General features: G+C 40.8%; 19 protein-coding genes and 2 pseudogenes. 11 read left to right on the plus strand and 10 right to left on the minus strand.

Annotation, left to right across the window (positions count from 1 at the left end):
- Nucleotides 1–6: 6 nt before the first annotated feature.
- The 3 genes and pseudogenes from HMPREF1528_RS10965 to HMPREF1528_RS13030 all read right to left on the minus strand — a co-directional run.
- Nucleotides 7–1,173: a VWA domain-containing protein gene (locus tag HMPREF1528_RS10965; RefSeq protein WP_016479806.1), complete on the minus strand. Its 1,167-nt coding sequence runs from the start codon at nucleotides 1,171–1,173 to the stop codon at nucleotides 7–9.
- Nucleotides 1,173–1,916 carry an outer membrane beta-barrel protein gene (locus HMPREF1528_RS10970; RefSeq protein WP_016479807.1) on the minus strand — a complete coding sequence of 248 codons (744 nt, stop codon included), beginning with the start codon at nucleotides 1,914–1,916 and terminating at the stop codon, nucleotides 1,173–1,175. Before HMPREF1528_RS10970 ends, HMPREF1528_RS10965 begins: the two co-directional genes overlap by 1 nt.
- Nucleotides 1,917–2,055: 139 nt before the next feature.
- Nucleotides 2,056–2,133 (minus strand): annotated as a pseudogene (locus HMPREF1528_RS13030) (phosphinothricin acetyltransferase); the annotation flags it as partial.
- A 687-nt stretch (nucleotides 2,134–2,820) separates the two neighbouring features.
- Here HMPREF1528_RS13030 and HMPREF1528_RS10980 point away from each other — a divergent pair.
- The 4 genes from HMPREF1528_RS10980 to metF all read left to right on the plus strand — a co-directional run bounded on the left by HMPREF1528_RS10980 (nucleotide 2,821) and on the right by metF (nucleotide 7,889).
- On the plus strand, nucleotides 2,821–3,798 hold the full coding sequence (locus HMPREF1528_RS10980; RefSeq protein ID WP_016479809.1) for an alpha/beta fold hydrolase: 978 nt from the start codon (nucleotides 2,821–2,823) through the stop codon (nucleotides 3,796–3,798).
- Between the two features lie 96 nt (nucleotides 3,799–3,894).
- Complete coding sequence (gene thrA, locus HMPREF1528_RS10985) at nucleotides 3,895–6,309, plus strand: bifunctional aspartate kinase/homoserine dehydrogenase I (protein WP_016479810.1); 2,415 nt, start codon at nucleotides 3,895–3,897, stop codon at nucleotides 6,307–6,309.
- Between the two features lie 55 nt (nucleotides 6,310–6,364).
- Nucleotides 6,365–6,958, plus strand: a complete 594-nt coding sequence (locus tag HMPREF1528_RS10990) for a GrpB family protein (RefSeq protein ID WP_016479811.1) — start codon at nucleotides 6,365–6,367, stop codon at nucleotides 6,956–6,958.
- The gene (gene metF, locus HMPREF1528_RS10995; RefSeq protein WP_016479812.1) at nucleotides 6,936–7,889 is read left to right on the plus strand and encodes a methylenetetrahydrofolate reductase [NAD(P)H]; all 954 of its coding nucleotides are present in this window, start codon (nucleotides 6,936–6,938) and stop codon (nucleotides 7,887–7,889) included. The genes HMPREF1528_RS10990 and metF overlap by 23 nt, the downstream gene beginning before the upstream one ends.
- Nucleotides 7,890–7,906: 17 nt before the next feature.
- On the opposite strand, the gene yihA is transcribed toward metF, so the two are convergent.
- The 7 genes from yihA to HMPREF1528_RS11030 all read right to left on the minus strand — a co-directional run bounded on the left by yihA (nucleotide 7,907) and on the right by HMPREF1528_RS11030 (nucleotide 13,839).
- Entirely contained in the window at nucleotides 7,907–8,509 is a 603-nt protein-coding gene (gene yihA / locus HMPREF1528_RS11000; RefSeq protein WP_016479813.1) for a ribosome biogenesis GTP-binding protein YihA/YsxC, read from the minus strand.
- A gap of 8 nt (nucleotides 8,510–8,517) precedes the next feature.
- Nucleotides 8,518–9,273 (minus strand): alpha/beta fold hydrolase, encoded by a 756-nt coding sequence (locus HMPREF1528_RS11005; RefSeq protein WP_016479814.1) that lies wholly within the window; start codon nucleotides 9,271–9,273, stop codon nucleotides 8,518–8,520.
- Nucleotides 9,274–9,487: 214 nt separating this feature from the next.
- Nucleotides 9,488–9,844 (minus strand): hypothetical protein, encoded by a 357-nt coding sequence (locus tag HMPREF1528_RS11010; protein WP_009417544.1) that lies wholly within the window; start codon nucleotides 9,842–9,844, stop codon nucleotides 9,488–9,490.
- Nucleotides 9,845–10,073: 229 nt separating this feature from the next.
- Nucleotides 10,074–10,715 carry a pyridoxamine 5'-phosphate oxidase gene (gene pdxH, locus HMPREF1528_RS11015; RefSeq protein WP_002673663.1) on the minus strand — a complete coding sequence of 214 codons (642 nt, stop codon included), beginning with the start codon at nucleotides 10,713–10,715 and terminating at the stop codon, nucleotides 10,074–10,076.
- A 163-nt stretch (nucleotides 10,716–10,878) separates the two neighbouring features.
- A complete protein-coding gene (locus tag HMPREF1528_RS11020) occupies nucleotides 10,879–11,325 on the minus strand; it encodes a PIN domain-containing protein (RefSeq protein WP_016479815.1) in 447 nt (148 codons plus the stop codon).
- Entirely contained in the window at nucleotides 11,322–11,588 is a 267-nt protein-coding gene (locus HMPREF1528_RS11025; protein ID WP_009417540.1) for a hypothetical protein, read from the minus strand. The genes HMPREF1528_RS11020 and HMPREF1528_RS11025 overlap by 4 nt, the downstream gene beginning before the upstream one ends.
- A gap of 133 nt (nucleotides 11,589–11,721) precedes the next feature.
- Nucleotides 11,722–13,839 carry a peptidylprolyl isomerase gene (locus HMPREF1528_RS11030; RefSeq protein WP_016479816.1) on the minus strand — a complete coding sequence of 706 codons (2,118 nt, stop codon included), beginning with the start codon at nucleotides 13,837–13,839 and terminating at the stop codon, nucleotides 11,722–11,724.
- A gap of 803 nt (nucleotides 13,840–14,642) precedes the next feature.
- Between HMPREF1528_RS11030 and HMPREF1528_RS13215 the strand changes: the two are divergent.
- From HMPREF1528_RS13215 to rplJ, 7 genes and pseudogenes are all read left to right on the plus strand, one after another.
- Nucleotides 14,643–14,841 (plus strand): annotated as a pseudogene (locus HMPREF1528_RS13215) (phosphinothricin acetyltransferase).
- A gap of 114 nt (nucleotides 14,842–14,955) precedes the next feature.
- A complete protein-coding gene (locus HMPREF1528_RS11035; protein WP_016479817.1) occupies nucleotides 14,956–16,338 on the plus strand; it encodes a leucine-rich repeat domain-containing protein in 1,383 nt (460 codons plus the stop codon).
- A gap of 558 nt (nucleotides 16,339–16,896) precedes the next feature.
- Nucleotides 16,897–17,082: a preprotein translocase subunit SecE gene (secE, locus tag HMPREF1528_RS11040; protein WP_002673667.1), complete on the plus strand. Its 186-nt coding sequence runs from the start codon at nucleotides 16,897–16,899 to the stop codon at nucleotides 17,080–17,082.
- An 11-nt stretch (nucleotides 17,083–17,093) separates the two neighbouring features.
- On the plus strand, nucleotides 17,094–17,645 hold the full coding sequence (gene nusG, locus HMPREF1528_RS11045) for a transcription termination/antitermination protein NusG (protein ID WP_002673668.1): 552 nt from the start codon (nucleotides 17,094–17,096) through the stop codon (nucleotides 17,643–17,645).
- A 48-nt stretch (nucleotides 17,646–17,693) separates the two neighbouring features.
- On the plus strand, nucleotides 17,694–18,131 hold the full coding sequence (gene rplK, locus HMPREF1528_RS11050; RefSeq protein WP_002673669.1) for a 50S ribosomal protein L11: 438 nt from the start codon (nucleotides 17,694–17,696) through the stop codon (nucleotides 18,129–18,131).
- Between the two features lie 12 nt (nucleotides 18,132–18,143).
- The gene (rplA, locus tag HMPREF1528_RS11055; RefSeq protein ID WP_002673670.1) at nucleotides 18,144–18,833 is read left to right on the plus strand and encodes a 50S ribosomal protein L1; all 690 of its coding nucleotides are present in this window, start codon (nucleotides 18,144–18,146) and stop codon (nucleotides 18,831–18,833) included.
- Nucleotides 18,834–18,855: 22 nt separating this feature from the next.
- The gene (gene rplJ / locus HMPREF1528_RS11060; protein ID WP_002673671.1) at nucleotides 18,856–19,371 is read left to right on the plus strand and encodes a 50S ribosomal protein L10; all 516 of its coding nucleotides are present in this window, start codon (nucleotides 18,856–18,858) and stop codon (nucleotides 19,369–19,371) included.
- Nucleotides 19,372–19,379: the final 8 nt, after the last annotated feature.

The raw sequence follows: 19,379 nt of genomic DNA on the forward strand, positions 1-19,379 counted from the left end.
ATTGTCTCAAATTTCCTTATCTGTGCGACTTGCACTCTCAAATTTCTTTAGGTCATTCCCTTTGAGGGCGTTCTCTACGAGTTCGGGAAGGCGGTCAGGAGTACAGGCAAAGCAGGCGATGCCGAGTTTGCTGATTTCTTTACCGAGTTTCTCATCGTAATCAGGACGACCGCTGTCAGAAAGGGCTAAGAGCACCAATACCTTTACGCCTTCTTGGTGCATCTCGTTCAGACGACGCAAGAGTCCAGCGCGTACACCTCCTTCATAAAGGTCAGAAATGAGAATAAACATCGTTTTGCGCGGATTCTCAATTAGTGTTTGGCAATACGCCACCGATTTATTAATGTCTGTCCCTCCTCCTAACTGTACCCCAAAAAGCATATCCACAGGGTCTTCACGACAGACTTCCGTAAGGTCGGTTACTTCTGTATCAAACACTACCACGTGCGTATCAAGGGCTGGCATACTCGCAAAGATAGACCCCATTACTGACGAATATATAATCGAATCACACATCGAACCACTCTGGTCGATGTCCAAAATCACTGTCCAGTTCTTTTGGCGCTGGGTGCGTTCAAAAAAATAGAACTTTTCAGGAATAAGTCGCTTGGTAGCGGTATCGTAGTTCTTGAGGTTGCGCTGAATTGTACGCTTCCAGTCGGTCGACGAGAAGTTGGTAATAGGTGTATGCGCTTTTTTGTTGAGCGCACCGGTAACAGCACGGCGTAGGTCTTGCTCCATACGCTTCATAATCTCATCGACTACCTCTTTCACCAATTCGCGTGCGGTATTTTTAGATTTGGCAGGTATTTGCCCTTTGAGCGCCATCAAAGTGCCCACCATAGAGATATCGGGCTTTACGTTTTTAAGGGTTTCAGGTTCAAATAGTAGTTTGGTGAGTCCTTTGCGCTCAATGGCATCACTTTGAATCACGCTTACCACATCGGGAGGAAAGAACGAGCGCACATCGGTGAGCCACTTAGCTAAGTTGGGTGACGAACTACCTAAGCCTGCTGAGCGTTTGCCTCCATTATTACCGTTGCCTTCGGTATCGTCGTAGAGGGCAGCCAGCGTGGCGTCCATCAGCGATTGCTGCTCATTGAGCGATACCTCACCCAAAGCATTCAAATCCTGACCCAAGATGAGTCGCCAACGTGTAATTAGGTCGTCCATTATAAAATATAAAAAAGTAATCCTAATTGTAACACATTCGATTTGAGGCTCGTGCCATCAGTAGTTTTAGCATCTTTCAGCAAAGGGGTAAGATTGTACTGCACATAGAAGTTCAAGGCGTTATACCCAAAGGCAATAAAAGGCTTTACCTGAAACGTATAAGCTATATCGGAGTTCTGAAAAGCTATAGAAACACCATTGGCAGTATACAAACTTCTACCGCTGAAGATATAGGCAAAACGCGCTCCTGTATACACGCGCCAAAACTTATGACTGTAAGGAGTAGAGGTGCGAAAGCGAAACTCTACGGGTATTTCTACCGAATGCGTCTCGAAGAAATTACGAGTGATGTTCCGGTCGCTGAAACGTTCTACTATCTCATAGCTCACGCCCGAAACCGTTTTGTTAGCCACCATATTGTTGTACACCAAATCGTAAGCATAGCCTATGCCCACCCCAAAGCCTATATTACGCGCTTTGTTCATAGGTAGGTCGCGAATGAAACCTACGTGAATCCCTCTTGAAAGGTTGTGTTGCACCACGTTATTTGCTTTACCAGCCAAATAGTCATAAGTAAGACCAAAGTAAAATTGGTCTTCGAGGTAGTGCAGGTCTGCCTCCGTATCGGTAGCAGTAGCCGTTTGTGGGGTGCTTATCATTCCATCATCGTTATCCTCTTGAGCAAAAGTAAAGAGCGAAAAGTGAAGAGCGAAAAGCAACAGTATCCTATTTAGTTTGTTCATCTTTTTTGTTGCATATTTTGGGCAAAGGTAAGAATAATTAGCAAATTAACAAATTTGTTAATTTCCAAATTTTCTAATTCTCTAATTTCCCAATCCGCCCATTCTCTTTCCGTCCCTACACTCCCCTTTTGAAGGGGCTAGGGAGATGTTTGTCACCTTTTCCAGCTTGTCCCCTTTCGGGGGTTCGGGGGCTTACCAAATAAATAACTCGCCACAGTTTCCCTCTTGAAGGTAGCCATCGACAGCTGGGTATCTGTAAAGGGAAATGTTTCATTATTTTTTTCCGTCACCACATTCCCCCTCTCCTTGGGAGAGGGACGGGGTGAGGATTCCTTTTCTTTCGCCTCGAAACCCCGTTTTTACCATTTTTTGCATCGTTGTATTATACTATGATTCAATTACTTATATACCCTTCCTATACCAATCGTCCAAGATTCGTATAAGCTTCCTATAAGCTCTCTATAAGCTAACCCCACCCATCTTACACCCCTTTTTCACCAAAAATCCTCTCAGCCCTCTTCTGAAATCTTCCGTTTCCTTCCGATAGCTCAGATATGTCACTTTTAGGGGTATACACTTTGCCAAAGTTTGAAACTTTGCCAAAGTTAAATAAACTAACAATCCCTCCTCTAGCGCGAAATTGTAGCTCCACTTCATTCTCTCATTTCCTCATTCTCTCATTTCCTCATTTCCTAATTCTCTTGCCTTTCTGAATGATTCTAATAAATGTAATAAAAACTATTTGTCTATTTAGAAAATTATTTTTACTTTTGCGCCTTTCAAAATCAATATAAAAATAATAGCGTTTTAACACAGAATTATTTTCCGATTAGAGTATCTGAAAAAGAAAATAATTCTAAATATATCTAAATGCTTTTCATATAAACTATTTCGCAACGCCTTTATGTCCGATATTCTACATTACCCTCTTACTGATTTCGTTACCTCTTGTGGGGTGCGTATTCCCGCTCTTAGGGTGTATTATCAAGTGTTTGGAAAAGCCTTAGGCACAGCTCCAGTAGTGGTAGTAAATCACGCTTTTACAGGCAATTCACAAGTTACGGGTGAAAACGGTTGGTGGAAAGAAGCCATCGGTGAAGGGAAATTGATAGATACCCTTAAATACACGGTAGTAGCTTTTAATATCCCTGGCAATGGTTTTGGAGCACGCGAAGAAGATATGATTCCTAACTATGAGCATTGGGCGGGTATAGATATAGCGCGCATTTTCAACCAAGGGCTCACCGAGCATTTAGGACTTAAAGAAGTATTTGCCCTTGTAGGGTGCTCGTTAGGAGGCGGTATTGCTTGGGAAATGGCTGCTCTCGCCCCTACCCTTTTCAAAGAACTCGTAATCGTAGCTGCCGATTGGAAAGCAACAGACTGGATTATAGGCAACTGCCTCTTGCAAGAGCAGATACTCAAAAACTCTACACACCCCTTGCACGATGCACGTCTCCACGCGATGTTGTGTTACCGCACGCCTCAATCGTTGAAACTGAAGTTTGAGCGCACCACCAACATTCCGTTGCAGTTGTACAATGTAGAAACGTGGCTCTTACACCACGGCGACAAGTTGCACAAACGCTTCTCACTCTCCGCCTACAAACTGATGAACCAATTGGTAAAAACGATAGATATTTCAAAAGAACACGGTAGTTTTGCCGAAGCAGTAGCGCCTATCACCGCACACATTACCATCGTAAGCACTGATTCCGATTTGTATTTCGTTCCTCAAGAGAACCGCGATACCGTAACTGAACTCCGTGAAATGGGCAAACCCGTAGATTATTACGAAATCCACTCCGTACACGGTCACGATGCTTTCCTGATAGAACACAAACAGTTAGAACAGTATTTAAAGAAAGTTTTTGTTAGGTAAGAGATAAGAAAAGCATCACTACACTTTGCTAAAGTTTCAGACTTTGGCAAAGTTGAAAATTAATTATGATTTGTTAATTGTCAATTGTCAATTATTATGAAGATATTAAAATTTGGTGGAAAATCACTTGCCAATGACGGCATTGAAAAGATACTCAGTATCATTGCTGGGCTTGCTAAAACTGAACCTATATCAGTAGTAGTTTCAGCGCGAGGCAACACTACCGATGAATTAGAGGCTTTGCTCGAAAAAGCGAGTAAAGGCGAGGATTATACTGCCAACTTTCAACAACTGAAAGACGAACAGCAGTATGACTCTCGTGTGTCATTTGAGCCCGAATTTCAGTTGCTCGAAAAACTCCTCGAAGGCGTTTCGCTACTGAAAGACTACAGCCCTAAGACCAAAGATTTGGTATTGGCACAAGGTGAACTGATGTCGGCTAAGCTTGTGGCAGCACTACTCCAGCACAAGGGCTTGGAAAGTACTTTTGTGGATAGCCGTGAAATCTTCAAAACTGATGCTGTGGTAGGCAATGCCCAAATCATCAACTCAATATCCGAAAAACTAACCCGTGACCGCTTTGCAACCATTCCTCCTAATTGTGTGGCAGTGGTTACGGGCTTTATCGCTTCCACCGAAAAAGGCGACACTACTACCTTAGGGCGCAATGGCAGTAACTATTCGGCAGCACTTTTGGCTAACTACCTCAACGCTTCCGAACTGCAAAACTACACCCACGTCGATGGTATCTTCACTGCCAATCCTGAGTTAGTACCCGAAGCCAAAATTATACGTCATCTTTCTTACGAAGAAGCCAATGAATTAGCTAACTTTGGAGCTTCTATACTCCACGCCAAAACCATTATCCCACTCATTGAAAAAGGCATTCCGTTGCGTATCAAAAACACTTTCAACAGTGAAGACGCCGGCACACTCATTCACCAAGAAAGCGTGCAAGAAGGTATCAAATCGATTTCAGTAATTAAAGACAATGCCCTTATCGTGATGGAAGGTCGCGGACTCTTGGGCAAAGTGGGCGTAGATGCTCGTATTTTTAAAGCGCTCGCACAAAAAGGTATCAGTGTGAGTATCATCTCACAAGGTTCGTCGGAGCGCGGGGTAGGCTTGGTAGTAGCTTCAAAAGATGCTAAACTTGCCAAAGCTGCTATAGACGAGGAATTCTCACACGATTTCTACACCAATGATGTGAGCAGTGTGAGCATCGTAGAAGATGTAGCTGTAATTTCTATCGTAGGACAACCGCTTGCAACTTTCCACCACCCTTATAACGCTTTGATACGCAACCAAATCGTTCCTTTGCTCATCAACAATGCCGTAACGGGCAAAAACGTGAGTTTGGTACTCAAAACCGAAAAACTCCACAAGGCATTGAACGTAATTCACGGTGAAATCTTTGGGGTTTCACGCCGTATCAACTTGGTAATCTTTGGTAAAGGTACCGTAGGGGCTACCCTCATCGACCAAGTGATTGCTGCACACGACAATATACTCCACCGCAAGAATATCAGTTTGCGCATCGTTGCTATCGCCAATTCACAACAAGTGCTCACCAATGCAAAAGGAATAGGCAACAATTGGCGCTCTGCCTTCGATAAAGAAGCTGTGCCTTATAGTTTTGACACTTTGCAAGCCTTTGTAGATAAACATCACTTAGAGAACCTCATCGCCGTAGATGTAACCGCCAGCAAAACCTTTGTAGACAACTATATTCCACTTATCAAGAGCGGTTACGACTTGGTTTCAGCTAATAAAATAGCAAATACTATTTCGTTTGGTTTCTACCAAGAACTGCGTAAAACCCTCAAACAACACCAAAAAACTTATCTCTACGAAACCAATGTAGGGGCAGGCTTACCATTGATAGACACTATTCGCCTCTTGCACCATTCGGGCGAAAACATCACCCGTATCAAGGGAATTTTCTCAGGAACGCTCAGCTATCTGTTCAATACTTTTTCAGCAGAAAACAAGCCGTTTAGCGAGGTGCTCCAACACGCTATCAACAGTGGTTATACCGAACCCGACCCTCGTGAAGACCTTTGTGGTAATGATGTAGGGCGCAAACTGCTCATCTTAGCCCGCGAACTCGATTTAGGTAATGAGTTCACCGATGTGAAGATACAAAACCTTATCCCCGAGCATTTGAGAGAAGGCTCTGTGGAAGACTTTTTACAACGTTTAGATGAGTTCAACGCGCCTTATCAGCAAATCAAAGAAGCCCAAGCCCCCGACCACGTACTGCGTTATGTAGGTGACCTTCACGGCGACTTAGCTTCTACCGAAACGGTACAGTTAGACGTATCGCTCGTATCGGTTCCGCGCAATAGTGCCCTTGGTCAGGTAAAAGGAGCTGACTCTATCTTTGAAATTTACACTGAATCTTACGGCGATAACCCTATCGTAATACAAGGAGCAGGAGCAGGCGCTTCGGTAACCGCACGTGGGGTATTTGGCGATATTTTAAGATTAGCAGAGAAGAGTAGGTTTTAGTAGAAATAGGGGTTAGGTATCAGGTGTCAGGTGTCAGGTGTTAGGGACTAGAACTATGAATAAAGAAGAAAATCCTTTGTTAAAGATGTCGTTGCAGGAATTGTGGCAACTGTTTCCTATCAATCTTACGCAGCACAACCCGTCGTGGAAAGAATGGTATGAGGAAGAACGCAGTTTCCTTTTAAAACAATTGCCCTCTAACGAAGTAGTACGGCTAAGCCATATAGGCAGTACTGCTGTTGAAGGGATACAAGCCAAACCTATTGTAGATATGTTATTAGAAGTGAAAAAGGACAGTTCATTTCAGAAGCTAAAAGAACTCATATTACAATCAGGTTATCTATGTATGAATGAAACAAACGATAGGATTTCTTTTAATAAAGGCTATACTATTAATGGGTTTGCAGAACGTGTATTTCATCTGCACTTGCATTATGAAGGCGACAATGATGAACTCTATTTTCGCGATGAACTGCAAGCACACCCATCGGTAGCCAAAGAATATGAAAGGCTTAAATTATCACTTTGGAAGCCTTTTGAGCACGACCGAGATGCTTATACCGCTCACAAAACAGACTTTGTGAAACAATATACACTGATAGCAAAAGAAGAATTTAAAGGAAAATATGAAAATAACAGACCATATTAAGAATGCCAAAGGAAAAACACTCTTCTCCTTTGAAGTAGTACCTCCTAAAAAAGGAAATAATATTGAAGAACTATACCGAAACATAGCCCCCCTAATGGAGTTCAATCCTCCGTTTATAGATGTAACTACCTCACGCGAGGAGTATTATTACATTGAACACCCTAATGGGCTATTGGAAAAGAAAGTAACCCGTATGCGCCCTGGTACGGTGGGTATTTGCGCGGCTATTCAGCATAAATACAAGGTAGATACTGTGCCACACGTGCTTTGTGGTGGTTTTTCAAAAGAAGAAACTGAGTACCTTTTGGTAGATTGCCTCTACTTGGGTATAGACAACGTAATGGCTTTGCGCGGTGATGCGATGAAAGAACAACGCTACTTTCAGCCTACTGAGGGCGGACATACCTACGCTACCGAACTCGTTACTCAAATCAGCAATTTGAACAAGGGGATTTACCTCAACGGCATTGCTGCCGACCATAAGGCTAATTTCTGTATAGGAGTAGCGGGGTATCCTGAAAAACACATTGAAGCTCCCTCACTCACCTCGGACTTGGCGCGCCTAAAAGAAAAGGTAGATGCTGGTGCCGACTATGTGGTAACACAAATGTTTTTTGACAATCAGAAGTATTTTGAGTTTGTAGAGAAAGCCAAAGAAGCAGGCATCAATGTACCTATCATACCAGGAATTAAGCCTATTGCTATTAAAAAGCACCTCAACCTTCTGTCACAAGCCTTTAAAATAGATTTCCCAGAAGAGCTCATCAAAGCAGTGGAATCCTGCAAGAACAACAACGAGGTAAAACAAGTGGGTATAGAGTGGGCTATTCAGCAGAGCAAAGAGCTCAAAGCTGCTGGGGTACCTGTTTTACACTACTATTCAATGGGAAAATCGGATAATATAGTGAAAGTGATATCAGAAGTATTCTAACAATTGACAATTGATAATTAACAATTGTCAATTGATTTATTGATTTGTTCGATGTAATGGGTAAGTTCTTCTTTACCGGTTTTATTTTCGGCTGAAGTGATGAAGTAAGGTGGAAATTCTTCCCAAGTTTCGAGGAGTACTTGTTGATAAGCAGCTATATTGCGTTCAATAGCTAAAGGTTTGAGTTTATCGGCTTTGGTGAAGACAATAGCAAATGGAATACCGTGTTCGCCTAACCATTGCATAAACTCCACATCTATCTTCTGAGGTTCGTGGCGCACATCTACTAATACAAATGCGCATACCAATTGCTGTCGCTCCTCAAAATATTTAGTAATAAATTGCTGAAATACCTTTTTAGTTTCTTTGGATACCCTTGCATAACCATAACCAGGGAGGTCTACTAAAAACCAACTATTGTCTATTTTGAAGTGATTGATGAGTTGGGTTTTCCCTGGACGACCCGAAGTTTTAGCCAAATTCTTGTGATTGGTAAGCATATTGATGAGCGACGATTTCCCTACGTTGGAACGCCCTATAAAAGCATACTCAGGTAAGTTTTCCTTGGGGCACTTACTCACCTGAGAGTTACTCATCACAAATTCAGCTTTTTTTATCATCTTACCTCCTATCTATTTTCAAGCCACTTATTTAAAATCTCGTTGAACTCTTGAGGGTGTTCCATCATTGGGGCGTGACCACATTTGTCTATCCAATGCAGTTCGGAATTAGGCAATAGTTCGTGGAATTCTTCAGCGACTTTAGGAGGGGTTACATTGTCATTCTTACCCCAGATGAGGCAAGTAGGAGTCTCCATTTTAGGCAAATCTTTTGCCATATTGTTGCGGATAGCACTTTTGGCAAGAGCCAAAGTTTTGATAAGTTTAGAACGGTCGGAGATATTAGCAAATACCTCATCTACAATTTCTTTAGTAGCTACGGCAGGGTCGTAGAACACTTCCTCGCATTTCTTTTTGATGAAATCGTAATCACCACGACGTGGATAGCCATCGCTCATTGCTTTTTCGTATAGCCCAGAACTACCTGTGAGCACTAATCCGAGTACGTTTTTAGGGTGCATTTTAGCATAAAGCAAGCCTACGTGTCCACCAAGTGAATTGCCGAGCAGGATTACTTTTTCAAACTTCTTGTGTTTGATGAATTTCTGTATATATTTAGCCAATGTTTTCACCGAAGTTGTGAGCAATGGCATAGAGAAGAGAGGCAGTTCGGGGACTACCACTTTATATTTATGGGAAAAAAAAGAAACTACTTCTTCAAAGTTACTAAGCCCCCCCATCAATCCGTGTAAAATAATGATAGGAGTGCCCTCACCTTTTTCGATGTATGAAAATTTACCTTCTTTTTTTACTTCTACTGTCATTGGTTTTTATCAAAAAGTTTTTTTGAGCTACAAAGGTAATATTTTTATTTCTATTTACGTGCAGGAAAGTGAAAATATTTTTTATTCTCTTTTCTTATTATTAACGCAAATAGTTATTTATTAAGCAAATACAATAAAATATCACATCGTACAACAATGTTTTTTCCAATGTGAAAAATAAGAAATAGTTACAAATTAGTAAATTAACCAAAGGTTATTGTAACTTATGTATGAGTTCTTGTAAATGAGTATTTCTTCTGAAAGAATATTCTTTGCTACTACAATTGAGGTATTTTATAATATCAGCGGTTTTCTGGAGGGTAGCTTTATCATCGAAAAAAAACAATAGTTCTGAGATGATTTCTAAGGTATCTTCACTATTTTTATAGGCTAAAAGTATTGTTTCAGTAGGAGTATTGATGAAATAAGTAAGTGTGTGTGGAGTATATTTTTCGGCTAAGTAGTCCAAATATTTGAGTTGCTCTTCTTTTGCGGGCTTTTTGCTCAATAGTGCGGTGAGCTCTTCAAAGAAAAGGTCTATTTGCCGTTTGAGGTAATCTTTCTCTATCATAGGATTTAGACGTTAGTTTTTAGTCTTTAACTTTTGGAAAGGAGACGTTAATAATTGCCAATTTTATGTTGTATTATTATGGTGCAAGCTACAAGCTCGCACCAGCGGAGAGAATATTCATAAATAATCGACAATTCAACTTTGCCAAAATTTGAAACTTTGGCAAAGTGTGCGACTCTTTCACATTGCTACCCTTCATAAATAAAAAAATTAGTATATTGGCTAATTATCACGGTGCTAATCGCTCTAATTTCCAATCGTAGTCTTCAGTAAGAGTGTAACGCAGACGGTCGTGTAGACGATTAGGGCGTCCTTGCCAAAATTCAAGGCTTTGTGGTCGGACTAAGAAACCTCCCCAATGTTCAGGACGGGGTACTTCTTTGCCTTCGTATTGTTTTTCTAATGCGTGCAGGTGCTCTTCGAGATATTCTCTTGAAGGGATTACTTCGCTTTGTGGCGATACTATCGCCCCTAACTGACTGCCCAAAGGGCGTGACTCAAAATAACCGTCGGAGGTATTGGCAGGGACTTTTTCAGCAATACCTTTGATGATGATTTGCCTTTCGAGAGATGGCCAGAAGAAAGATAAACACAAGTGAGGATTGGCGAGAATGGCTTTCCCTTTTTCGCTGTTGTAATTGGTGTAGAAAATAAAGCCTTCGTAAGTGTACTGTTTAAGGAGTACCACGCGGGTCTTTGGGTAACCATCGAGCCCTATGGTACTTACTGACATCGCATTGGCTTCATCTACACTGTTGCTCTCATCGGCTTCGTAGAACCAAGTTTGAAAGAGTTGCATAGGATTCTCAGGAGCATCGCTTTCTAAAAGAGCGCGCTTGTTGTACGTTTTTCGGTAGTTGCTTAAATCCATTTGTTTAGGTAAAAGATAAAAAGTAAAAGGTAAAAGATTGGTGATGCAAAGATAAAAAATAATTAACAAACTTGAAAATTAGAATGGGCACGAGCTACAAGCTCGCGCCAGCTGAACTACAAGCCCACGCCAGCTGAGGAAAATAGGAAATGAGGATAGTTAGTCAGTTGTTTTTTTTATAACGTTTGGCTTTAAGGTCTTTGGTCGTCACACATATATCATAGCCCATTTCTTTTAGTCCTTTAATTAGTTCAAAGTCACAAGTCCATATCTTGTGTCCTTTTTCAAAATGAAGAGCTATAAAAGGGTAGTCATCAAGATCGACAAATTTAGCTATTTCTTCTGCTTTATCTAAATATTGTTGAGGAATATCATCTACTTTAAAAAAAGTAATGTTCTGAATAAATTCTTCCAAAAGAATATTCGCTTGCTTTTTAGAAAGATTATTATTCTTCATAATTTTAGGCAAGTGTTCTTCTATTTCTTCTAAAAGGTAATCAGGAGCTATAAACTGAATGTTTTTCTTTTTATCCTTTAAAATATTAGCAATTACTCCATTGGGTTTATAAAAACAACTATAGATAATATTAGTATCTGAAATAACTATCATATTGCTTGTTTCTCTTTCTTTTTAGCGAGATCTTCTCTCCAACGTCTGGCTATATTTCTATTAGATTCTTTACTCATAGCCATTATTTCTTCGCGGTATTTGATAGGTATACCGTATTCATCTTCTTCTAAATCATCGTTGTAAGAGATAATTTCGTCAACCTCTTTGCTCATAGAAACTTTTGTAAAGTCAAGTTTCTTGGCATATTCTACAAAAGCTAAAGCTTGAGGATTGTTGTCCGTAATGGTAATTATGTAGGGCATAATCTTCTTTTTTTGGCAAAAGTAAAAAATAATTAACAAATTAGCAAATTTGAAAAATTACTAAATGTAAGAAAACAGGAGTTAAAGACATACATCTTTAACTCCTGTTTCCTATTTTCCTAATTTCTATTTATTAATAGAAAGCACTTAGGTTTTCTTTAATAGTGGCAGTGCTTTCCAATGATTTGAGAATACCTTGAGCAGCACGGTCGGTGCGGAGTTTCTCAACAGTTTCAGCATAGGTTTTATAGTTGTCCAATGCAGGAGCTACAGTAGCTGAGGTAAGTTGGATTACGTATACCGCATTTTCGCCGTCGATAGGTTTAGAAAGCTGACCTTGTTTGAGTCCGAAGGCTGCACCTACTACTTTAGGTTCACGTCCTTCGCCTATGATAGTTGGGTTTTTCATTATGAGGTTCGCAGCACTTTTCACTTCGGTTTTGTTAGCTGAAGCGATAGCTTCGAGGCTATTACCTTTGGCTTTCTCTTTTAAGATAGCAGCTTTTTTCTCGCGAATGAGAATTGGTTTTACCATAGGAGTAGCCTCTTGTACTGAGCTAATACCTTCTTCACCTTGTTTTACCAATTGGGCTACAATATAGTTACCACCACTGGTGAATTTCTTGATATCACCTATTTTAGTGTCCTTTTGGAACAACCATTGCACGATAGAACGGTTAGAGCCCAATCCTATAATTTGGTCGTCGTTCTTATGTAGGTTATCGGCACGGAGCACTGAAAGTTCACTTTTTTTAGCAACATTAGCAAACTCTTTGGGATTTTGAGCTGCCTTCATTTCGAAGTTAGTTACCTTAGAGAAAAGAGAGTTGATAGTCGCTTCGGAAGGGTCTACTTTACGGCTGATAGTAGCGATGTTCACTGCTTCGGCTTTATCAGTTACTTTTACTACGTGGAAGCCAAAATCGGTTTCTACTAACCCAATAGTACCTACAGCATTGTTGAAAGCAAATTCTTCAAAAGGTTTTACCATAGCACCTTTGGAGAAGAACCCGAGGTCGCCTGCACTGTAAACAGCTCCTGGTTCTTCGGAATTTTCACGAGCGAGTTGCGCAAAATCAGCACCTGCTGCTTTGGCTTGAGCTAAAAGCTCTTCGGCTTTTGCCTTAGCTTCTTCCTTAGTACGGGTAGTATTAGGCGTAGCTGCCTGACTGCCGGCGTAGGCTATAAGAATATGGCTTGCTTTCACAGCACCGCCTGGTTGTTTGGCAATCATACGGCTGAGTTTGAGACTTCCATCTTCTTCATAAGGACCGAACACTTTGCCTACCGGAAGGTTGAAAAGAGTATCGGCGTAAGAAGAACGAAGATTATCTTTATTTACAAAAGTGCTATCGTAAGGCACATCGGAATGACGGTCTACGAAATCTTTGATGTTTTTTGTTTTAGCAAAGCCTGCAATAGTATCGTTTTTATTGGTTTTGCTGTTAAACACTACTTCGGGTTGCAAGAGCTTGAGTAGGCTTTCTTTTTCGGTTTCAATATCGGTTTGCGATGGTTTTTCGCTCACTACTATATATTGGATATTGCGATAAGCCTCTTGCTTAAATTGTTTTTCGTGTTTCTTGATATAATCTTGTATCTCGCTATCGGTTACCTTTACGCTTTTATCATCGATAGAGCTGTATTGCAACGCTACATAGCTGATATCGGCGAGGTCTTTTTCCTGATGGTATTCCATTTCGGCTTCGGTATTGGTAACGCCGAGACCTGCGCGGATAAGGCTGAAATACATTCGCTGTTTAGCATCTTCGATAATAGCATCTTCTTGCATTTTCCACTGAGCATAGGCTTGTGGATTGGTGTTTTTGAGGGTAGCCAAATAGTTGGTGAATTTATTTGCGTCGAACACTCCGTACTCATTCACAAACTGAGGGTTTTGAGCGAGCGGTGTTTTAGCAAGAATTGCTAAAATCTGGTCTTTTTCTACACTGAGACCTAATTTTTCGATTTGTTGGTTGAGTAGGATTTGTTGGACGTTTTGTTCCCAGACGTATTTAGCGGCTTCGATGCTAGATACTTGTCCGTTAGCTTGACGAGTAGCATTTTCGACTTGCTGACGGAATGCATCGATAGGTACCTCTTCGCCATTTACGCTACCTATTTCGTTGGGCGTATGGTTGCTAAAGCGCCCTTTACCTATGAAGTCGGAGATGATGAAAGCGAAGAGGGCGAGCCCAATAATCGCGATAAGGAATACGGTTTTACTTCTAATCTTTTCGAGTACTGCCATTGTTTATAAATCGTTTATAAAAGTATAAATTTGTATTGGTGTTATTAATCAAACGGCAAAAGTAATGCTTTTTGTGGAAATGCAAAAATAATTCTGAAAATTATTTAAGTAAAAGGTAAAAGGTAAAAGGTAAAAGGCTGTTGATTAAATGGTTAGTGGTTAATGGTTAGTGGTTAATGATTAATGGTTAGTGGTTAGTGGTTAATTGATAAATTAGAAAATTTGGGAATTAGAAAATGAGGTGCGAGTTTGAGTTAGAGGAATGAGGCTGTGCCTCAGAAATTAAACAAAATTTAAACAAAATCAAGGCTACGCCTTGTAAACCAGCGGAGATATTCTTAGTTTATTCAACTTTGCCAAAGGTGCGAGCCGCACAGGCAGTCGTAGCACGACGGGCAATTAACTTTGGCAAAGTGTGCACCTCAAAAACGATAGGTTGGGGTTATTAGTAGGATTCGGAAGGGAACGAAAAAGTTCGGAAGTAGGTCGGGAGGGGCTTTGGTGAAAAAAGGGTGTAAGATGGGTGGGGTTAGCTTATAGAGAGCTTATAGGAAGCTTATACGAATCTTGGACGATTGGTATAGGAAGGGTATATAAGTAATTGACTTATAATATAATACAGTGATGCAAAAAATGGCAAAAAGAGGGTTTCGAGGCGAAAGAAAGAGGAAGAGGTGCTAGGCCTTAGGCCATAGGCACTAGGGGGAGTGTGACGAAGAAGCGAAAGAAACCTTCCTCCTATCACATACTCCGCTCTCGCGGGGCACATACGCAACTATTGCTGGCTACCTCGGAGAGGGGGAATGTGGCGAGTCATTTATTCGGTAAGCCCCCGAACCTCCGAAGGGGGGACAAGCTGGAAAAGGTGACAAACCTTCCTCCTATCACATACTCCGCTCTCGCGGTACACATATCCAGCTATTGATGGCTACCTCAGAGAGGGAAAAGGTAGTGACGGAAAAGGGAAGAAATGACGAGGGACGATTGACGAAGGTTATGTGAGAGCATAGCGTGACTGGTAATTTAATTAGCCTATTTGATAATTAAAGAATTAGGAGATGTGTTTGTGAGTTCTGCTAAAAATATGTACTTTTGCCCCCTAAAAACATCAGAATAATGACTACCGCTATCTACAAATACTTCTTTTTGGGTTTTCTCTTTTTAAGTCAGTTTGTCTTTGCACAAAAGGGATTGGAGGCGCTTATCATCAGTGATGGGGTACTGCTGAAATGCGACAACAGTAAGTTGCCCCGCGATGGAAGCATCGAACTGCCTCGCACTGTAAACAGAATTGCCAAAGAAGCCTTTAAAGATTGTCTTCCACTGAAATCTATCAGCATTGCGGGAACGGTAACTACTATTGAAGAGGGGGCTTTTTCGGGCTGTACTAACCTTACGAAAGTGGAAATATTGCCTAATTCGGTAACCTACATAGGAGCTCGTGCTTTTGCGAATTGTACTAAACTGTTGATGATATATCTGCCTAATTCGGTTACTAATATAGGGGAAGAAGCGTTTAGAGGATGTTCTTCACTGAAAAAGATAGAGATTCCGGAAAATGTGAGTGTGTTGGGCAATCGGGCTTTTATGGATTGTTCGGGCTTGCAACAGGTGAATTTTCTCGGCGAAAAACTATCGGTGATTTCTTCACAACTCTTCTACCAATGCAAGCAGTTACAGAAGGCGGTGCTCCCTGAAAGCGTGAAAAATATAAGAAGTAGTGCTTTTGCGTACTGCGAGAACCTCTCTTCGGTAACATTTCCTAAGCAATTGGAGAGTATAGGTGACGATGCTTTTGAGTATTGCAGACGATTGATAAGCATTGATATCCCTGATAGCGTAGTGTTTTTAGGGGCAAGTGCTTTCAACAGTTGTAGCAGTTTGATGAAGGTGAAACTGCCTTACGGGTTGCGCCATATCCTAAACGATACTTTTTTGGACTGTACGAGTCTTACTGCTGTTGTGATTCCGGATACGGTAGAGAAAATCAATATACAGGCTTTTAAAAATTGTAGTTCGCTAGTGCGGGTGCAGATGCCTTTGGCACTTACCAATATTTATTACACGGCTTTCTACGGCTGTAAGAGTTTGCAATACATTGATTTACCTGATGAGGTAAAATATATAGGAGGTCTTGCTTTTGGTGAATGCCAGAATATACAAACGGTAGAACTACCGAAAGCGGTAACCGTAATTGCTTCGAAGGTATTTTACAACTGCACAAACCTCACAGAGGTAAAACTATCAAAGTTTACGACTTCAATAGGGGTGCAGGCGTTTTACGGTTGCGCGAATTTAAAAGAGCTGAATTTGCCAAACACCATAGAAAAAATAGATTTAGGAGCCTTTGAGAATAGTGGACTTATGGAATTACACAGTAAAGCTACAACACCTCCTATTATAAATAAAATAGGCTACCGCGGTAAAGTGGTAGTGCCACATAGGTCATTAAGTTTATACAGAGAAGCGGTAGGGTGGAAAGATTGTGCTTTGGAATAGTGGGAAGTGGAGGTAAAAGATAAAAGGTAAAAGATAAAAGATAAAAGATAATGACGTGGAAGGGAAAGGTAAAGGCAGCGAGGGCTCACAGCTGGGTATGTGAGTAAAAGATAATGAGGTGGACGGGAATGGTAAAAGAGGTAAAAGATAAAAGGTAAAAGATAAAAGATAAAAGATAATGACGTGGAAGGGAAAGGTAAAGGCAGCGAGGGCTCACAGCTGGGTATGTGAGTAAAAGATAATGAGGTGGACGGGAATGGTAAAAGAGGTAAAAGATAAAAGGTAAAAGATAAAAGATAAAAGATAATGACGTGGAAGGGAAAGGTAAAGGCAGCGAGGGCTCACAGCTGGGTATGTGAGTAAAAGATAATGAGGTGGACGGGAATGGTAAAAGAGGTAAAAGATAAAAGGTAAAAGGTTAAAGAATGAGGTGGAGAAGAATAAATATTAAAAAAATAATGTGAAAAGTTTGGCGGATTGAAAAATTCGCCGTACTTTTGCCACCCAAAAGCGCACATAAATAGGCGTAATATTACTCACTTATAACACTAATAAGTTATGATTCAATACATTAAAGAGTCTTATGAAGAGCTAACGAACCACGTTACGTGGCCTACTATTTCGGACGCACAGAGAGAAATGGTGGTAGTAGTGGTGTTTTCCATCTTATTTTCATTAGTAATTTGGGGAATGGATTCTTCTTTTGAATACCTTATAGGTAAGTATTTTGAATTTATGAAATAAAAACAGCGAGGATGTCTGGATTAATAGAAAAAAAATGGTATGTAATTAAAACCGTTACCGGTCAGGAGAACAAAATAAAGAACTACATAGAGAACGAGACCTCACGATTGGGGTATGCGGACTATGTGGAAGAAGTATTAGTGCCTACTGAAAAGGTGGTTCAGGTGCGCAATGGCAAGAAGACCACTAAGGATAGGGTTCATATGCCCGGTTATGTAATGGTAAAAGTTCACTTAGCAGGTGAGGTAGTGCATATCATTAAGTCTATCCCAGGAGTAGTAGGTTTTTTGAGTGAAACCAAAGGAGGCGACCCGCTACCCTTGCGCAAAGCTGATGTAAGCCGTATGCTCGGTCAGGTAGATGAATTGGCTGAGACGGTAGAGACGGTAGCGATTCCGTTTGAAGTAGGTGAAATGGTGAAACTTATAGATGGGCCTTTCAATGGCTTTAATGCTACCATAGAGCGCGTGAATGAAGAGAAGCGCAAACTTGAGGTGATGGTAAAAATCTTTGGACGCAAAACGCCATTAGAGCTAAGCTACACTCAAGTAGAGAAATTGTAACAAAGCCCTCGTAAAAGAGGCATTTAAATAAATTATTAATTATAAACAATGGCAAAAGAAGTTAGTAAAGTAGTTAAACTACAAGCTCGGGGAGGTCAAGCGAATCCTTCGCCACCAATTGGACCCGCATTAGGTGCTGCCGGTGTTAATATTATGGAGTTCTGCAAGCAGTTCAACGCACGTACGCAGGACAAACAAGGGAAAGTACTTCCTGTGGTTATCACCGTTTACAAAGACAAGTCATTCGACTTTGTTATCAAGACTGCGCCTGCTGCTGTTCAGCTATTGGAAGCCGCTAAGGTTAAAGGAGGTTCCGGAGAGCCAAACCGTAAGAAAGTAGCAAGTATCACTTGGGAACAAGTGAGAGCAATTGCAGAAGACAAAATGCCGGATTTGAGTGCATTTACAATTGAATCTGCAATGAGTATGGTTGCTGGTACGGCACGTTCAATGGGTATTACAGTAACTGGAGAAAAACCTTTTTAATCGCAAAGCAATATGGCAAAATTAACAAAGAAACACAAAGAAGCTCTTGCAAAAGTTGATAGAAACAAACTCTATTCATTAAAAGAGGCTTCAGCATTACTCAAAGAAATCACTTACACTAAATTTGATGCTTCTGTGGACATTGCAGTGCGTTTAGGGGTAGACCCACGTAAAGCAAACCAAATGGTGCGAGGCGTAGTTACGCTTCCTCACGGAACAGGTAAAGACGTGCGAGTGCTTGCCTTAGTAACTCCAGAGAAAGAAGCAGAAGCTAAAGCTGCTGGAGCTGATTATGTAGGGCTTGATGAATATCTACAAAAGATAAAAGATGGCTGGACAGATGTAGACGTAATCGTTACTATGCCAGCAGTAATGGGTAAGTTAGGTCCTTTAGGACGAGTATTGGGTCCTCGAGGCTTAATGCCAAACCCTAAAACTGGTACCGTTACTATGGAAATCGGGAAAGCTGTACAAGAAGTAAAGTCTGGTAAAATCGACTTCCGCGTAGACAAAACAGGTATCGTTCACGCCTCTATCGGTAAAATATCCTTCACCGCCGATAAGATTGTAGACAACGCCAATGAGTTAATTCAAACATTAATAAAGATGAAACCTACTGCCGCTAAAGGTGCGTATATGAAATCGATTTATCTTTCATCTACTATGAGCCCAAGTATTGCAGTAGATACTAAAACAGTTTAATTTGTAGTTAAAAACCGAAATTATGACAAGAGAAGAAAAATCATTAGTAATAGATAATTTAACTGCACAGTTAGCTGAGAGTAATGTTATTTATGTAACAGATTTAACTGGTTTGAATGCTCAAGACACAAGCGCATTGCGTCGTGCTTGTTTCAAAGCAAATATCAAATTGGCAGTTGTAAAGAACACTTTGCTTGCCAAAGCAATGGAAGTTTCAGAAAAAGAGTTTGGTGAATTGCCAACTATTCTTAAAGGAAATACCTCATTGATGTATGCTGAAGTAGGGAACGCTCCTGCTAAGCTCATTAAAGAGTTCCGCAAGAAATCAGAGAAACCTATCTTGAAAGGGGCATATGTAGATGCAGCTGTATTTATCGGCGACAATCAATTAGACGCCTTATCAGCTCTCAAATCTAAGAACGAAGTTATTGGTGAAATCATTGGCTTGCTCCAATCACCTGCCAAGAACGTTGTTTCAGCTCTTAAATCAGGAGGGGGTAAATTGGCTGGTATCATCAAGACCTTATCTGAAAAATAAAACTAAAC

It is taken from the genome of Capnocytophaga sp. oral taxon 336 str. F0502 (assembly GCF_000411575.1).
GTDB classification, from domain to species: Bacteria; Bacteroidota; Bacteroidia; order Flavobacteriales; family Flavobacteriaceae; genus Capnocytophaga; species Capnocytophaga ochracea.

Bases quoted from the DNA above. Each gene is read 5' to 3' on its own strand.
- HMPREF1528_RS10965 (WP_016479806.1), bottom strand. From the start codon at position 1,173: ATGGACGACCTAATTACACGTTGGCGACTCATCTTGGGTCAGGATTTG.
- HMPREF1528_RS10970 (WP_016479807.1), bottom strand. From the start codon at position 1,916: ATGAACAAACTAAATAGGATACTGTTGCTTTTCGCTCTTCACTTTTCG.
- HMPREF1528_RS10980 (WP_016479809.1), top strand. From the start codon at position 2,821: ATGTCCGATATTCTACATTACCCTCTTACTGATTTCGTTACCTCTTGT.
- thrA (WP_016479810.1), top strand. From the start codon at position 3,895: ATGAAGATATTAAAATTTGGTGGAAAATCACTTGCCAATGACGGCATT.
- HMPREF1528_RS10990 (WP_016479811.1), top strand. From the start codon at position 6,365: ATGAATAAAGAAGAAAATCCTTTGTTAAAGATGTCGTTGCAGGAATTG.
- metF (WP_016479812.1), top strand. From the start codon at position 6,936: ATGAAAATAACAGACCATATTAAGAATGCCAAAGGAAAAACACTCTTC.
- yihA (WP_016479813.1), bottom strand. From the start codon at position 8,509: ATGATAAAAAAAGCTGAATTTGTGATGAGTAACTCTCAGGTGAGTAAG.
- HMPREF1528_RS11005 (WP_016479814.1), bottom strand. From the start codon at position 9,273: ATGACAGTAGAAGTAAAAAAAGAAGGTAAATTTTCATACATCGAAAAA.
- HMPREF1528_RS11010 (WP_009417544.1), bottom strand. From the start codon at position 9,844: ATGATAGAGAAAGATTACCTCAAACGGCAAATAGACCTTTTCTTTGAA.
- pdxH (WP_002673663.1), bottom strand. From the start codon at position 10,715: ATGGATTTAAGCAACTACCGAAAAACGTACAACAAGCGCGCTCTTTTA.
- HMPREF1528_RS11020 (WP_016479815.1), bottom strand. From the start codon at position 11,325: ATGATAGTTATTTCAGATACTAATATTATCTATAGTTGTTTTTATAAA.
- HMPREF1528_RS11025 (WP_009417540.1), bottom strand. From the start codon at position 11,588: ATGCCCTACATAATTACCATTACGGACAACAATCCTCAAGCTTTAGCT.
- HMPREF1528_RS11030 (WP_016479816.1), bottom strand. From the start codon at position 13,839: ATGGCAGTACTCGAAAAGATTAGAAGTAAAACCGTATTCCTTATCGCG.
- HMPREF1528_RS11035 (WP_016479817.1), top strand. From the start codon at position 14,956: ATGACTACCGCTATCTACAAATACTTCTTTTTGGGTTTTCTCTTTTTA.
- secE (WP_002673667.1), top strand. From the start codon at position 16,897: ATGATTCAATACATTAAAGAGTCTTATGAAGAGCTAACGAACCACGTT.
- nusG (WP_002673668.1), top strand. From the start codon at position 17,094: ATGTCTGGATTAATAGAAAAAAAATGGTATGTAATTAAAACCGTTACC.
- rplK (WP_002673669.1), top strand. From the start codon at position 17,694: ATGGCAAAAGAAGTTAGTAAAGTAGTTAAACTACAAGCTCGGGGAGGT.
- rplA (WP_002673670.1), top strand. From the start codon at position 18,144: ATGGCAAAATTAACAAAGAAACACAAAGAAGCTCTTGCAAAAGTTGAT.
- rplJ (WP_002673671.1), top strand. From the start codon at position 18,856: ATGACAAGAGAAGAAAAATCATTAGTAATAGATAATTTAACTGCACAG.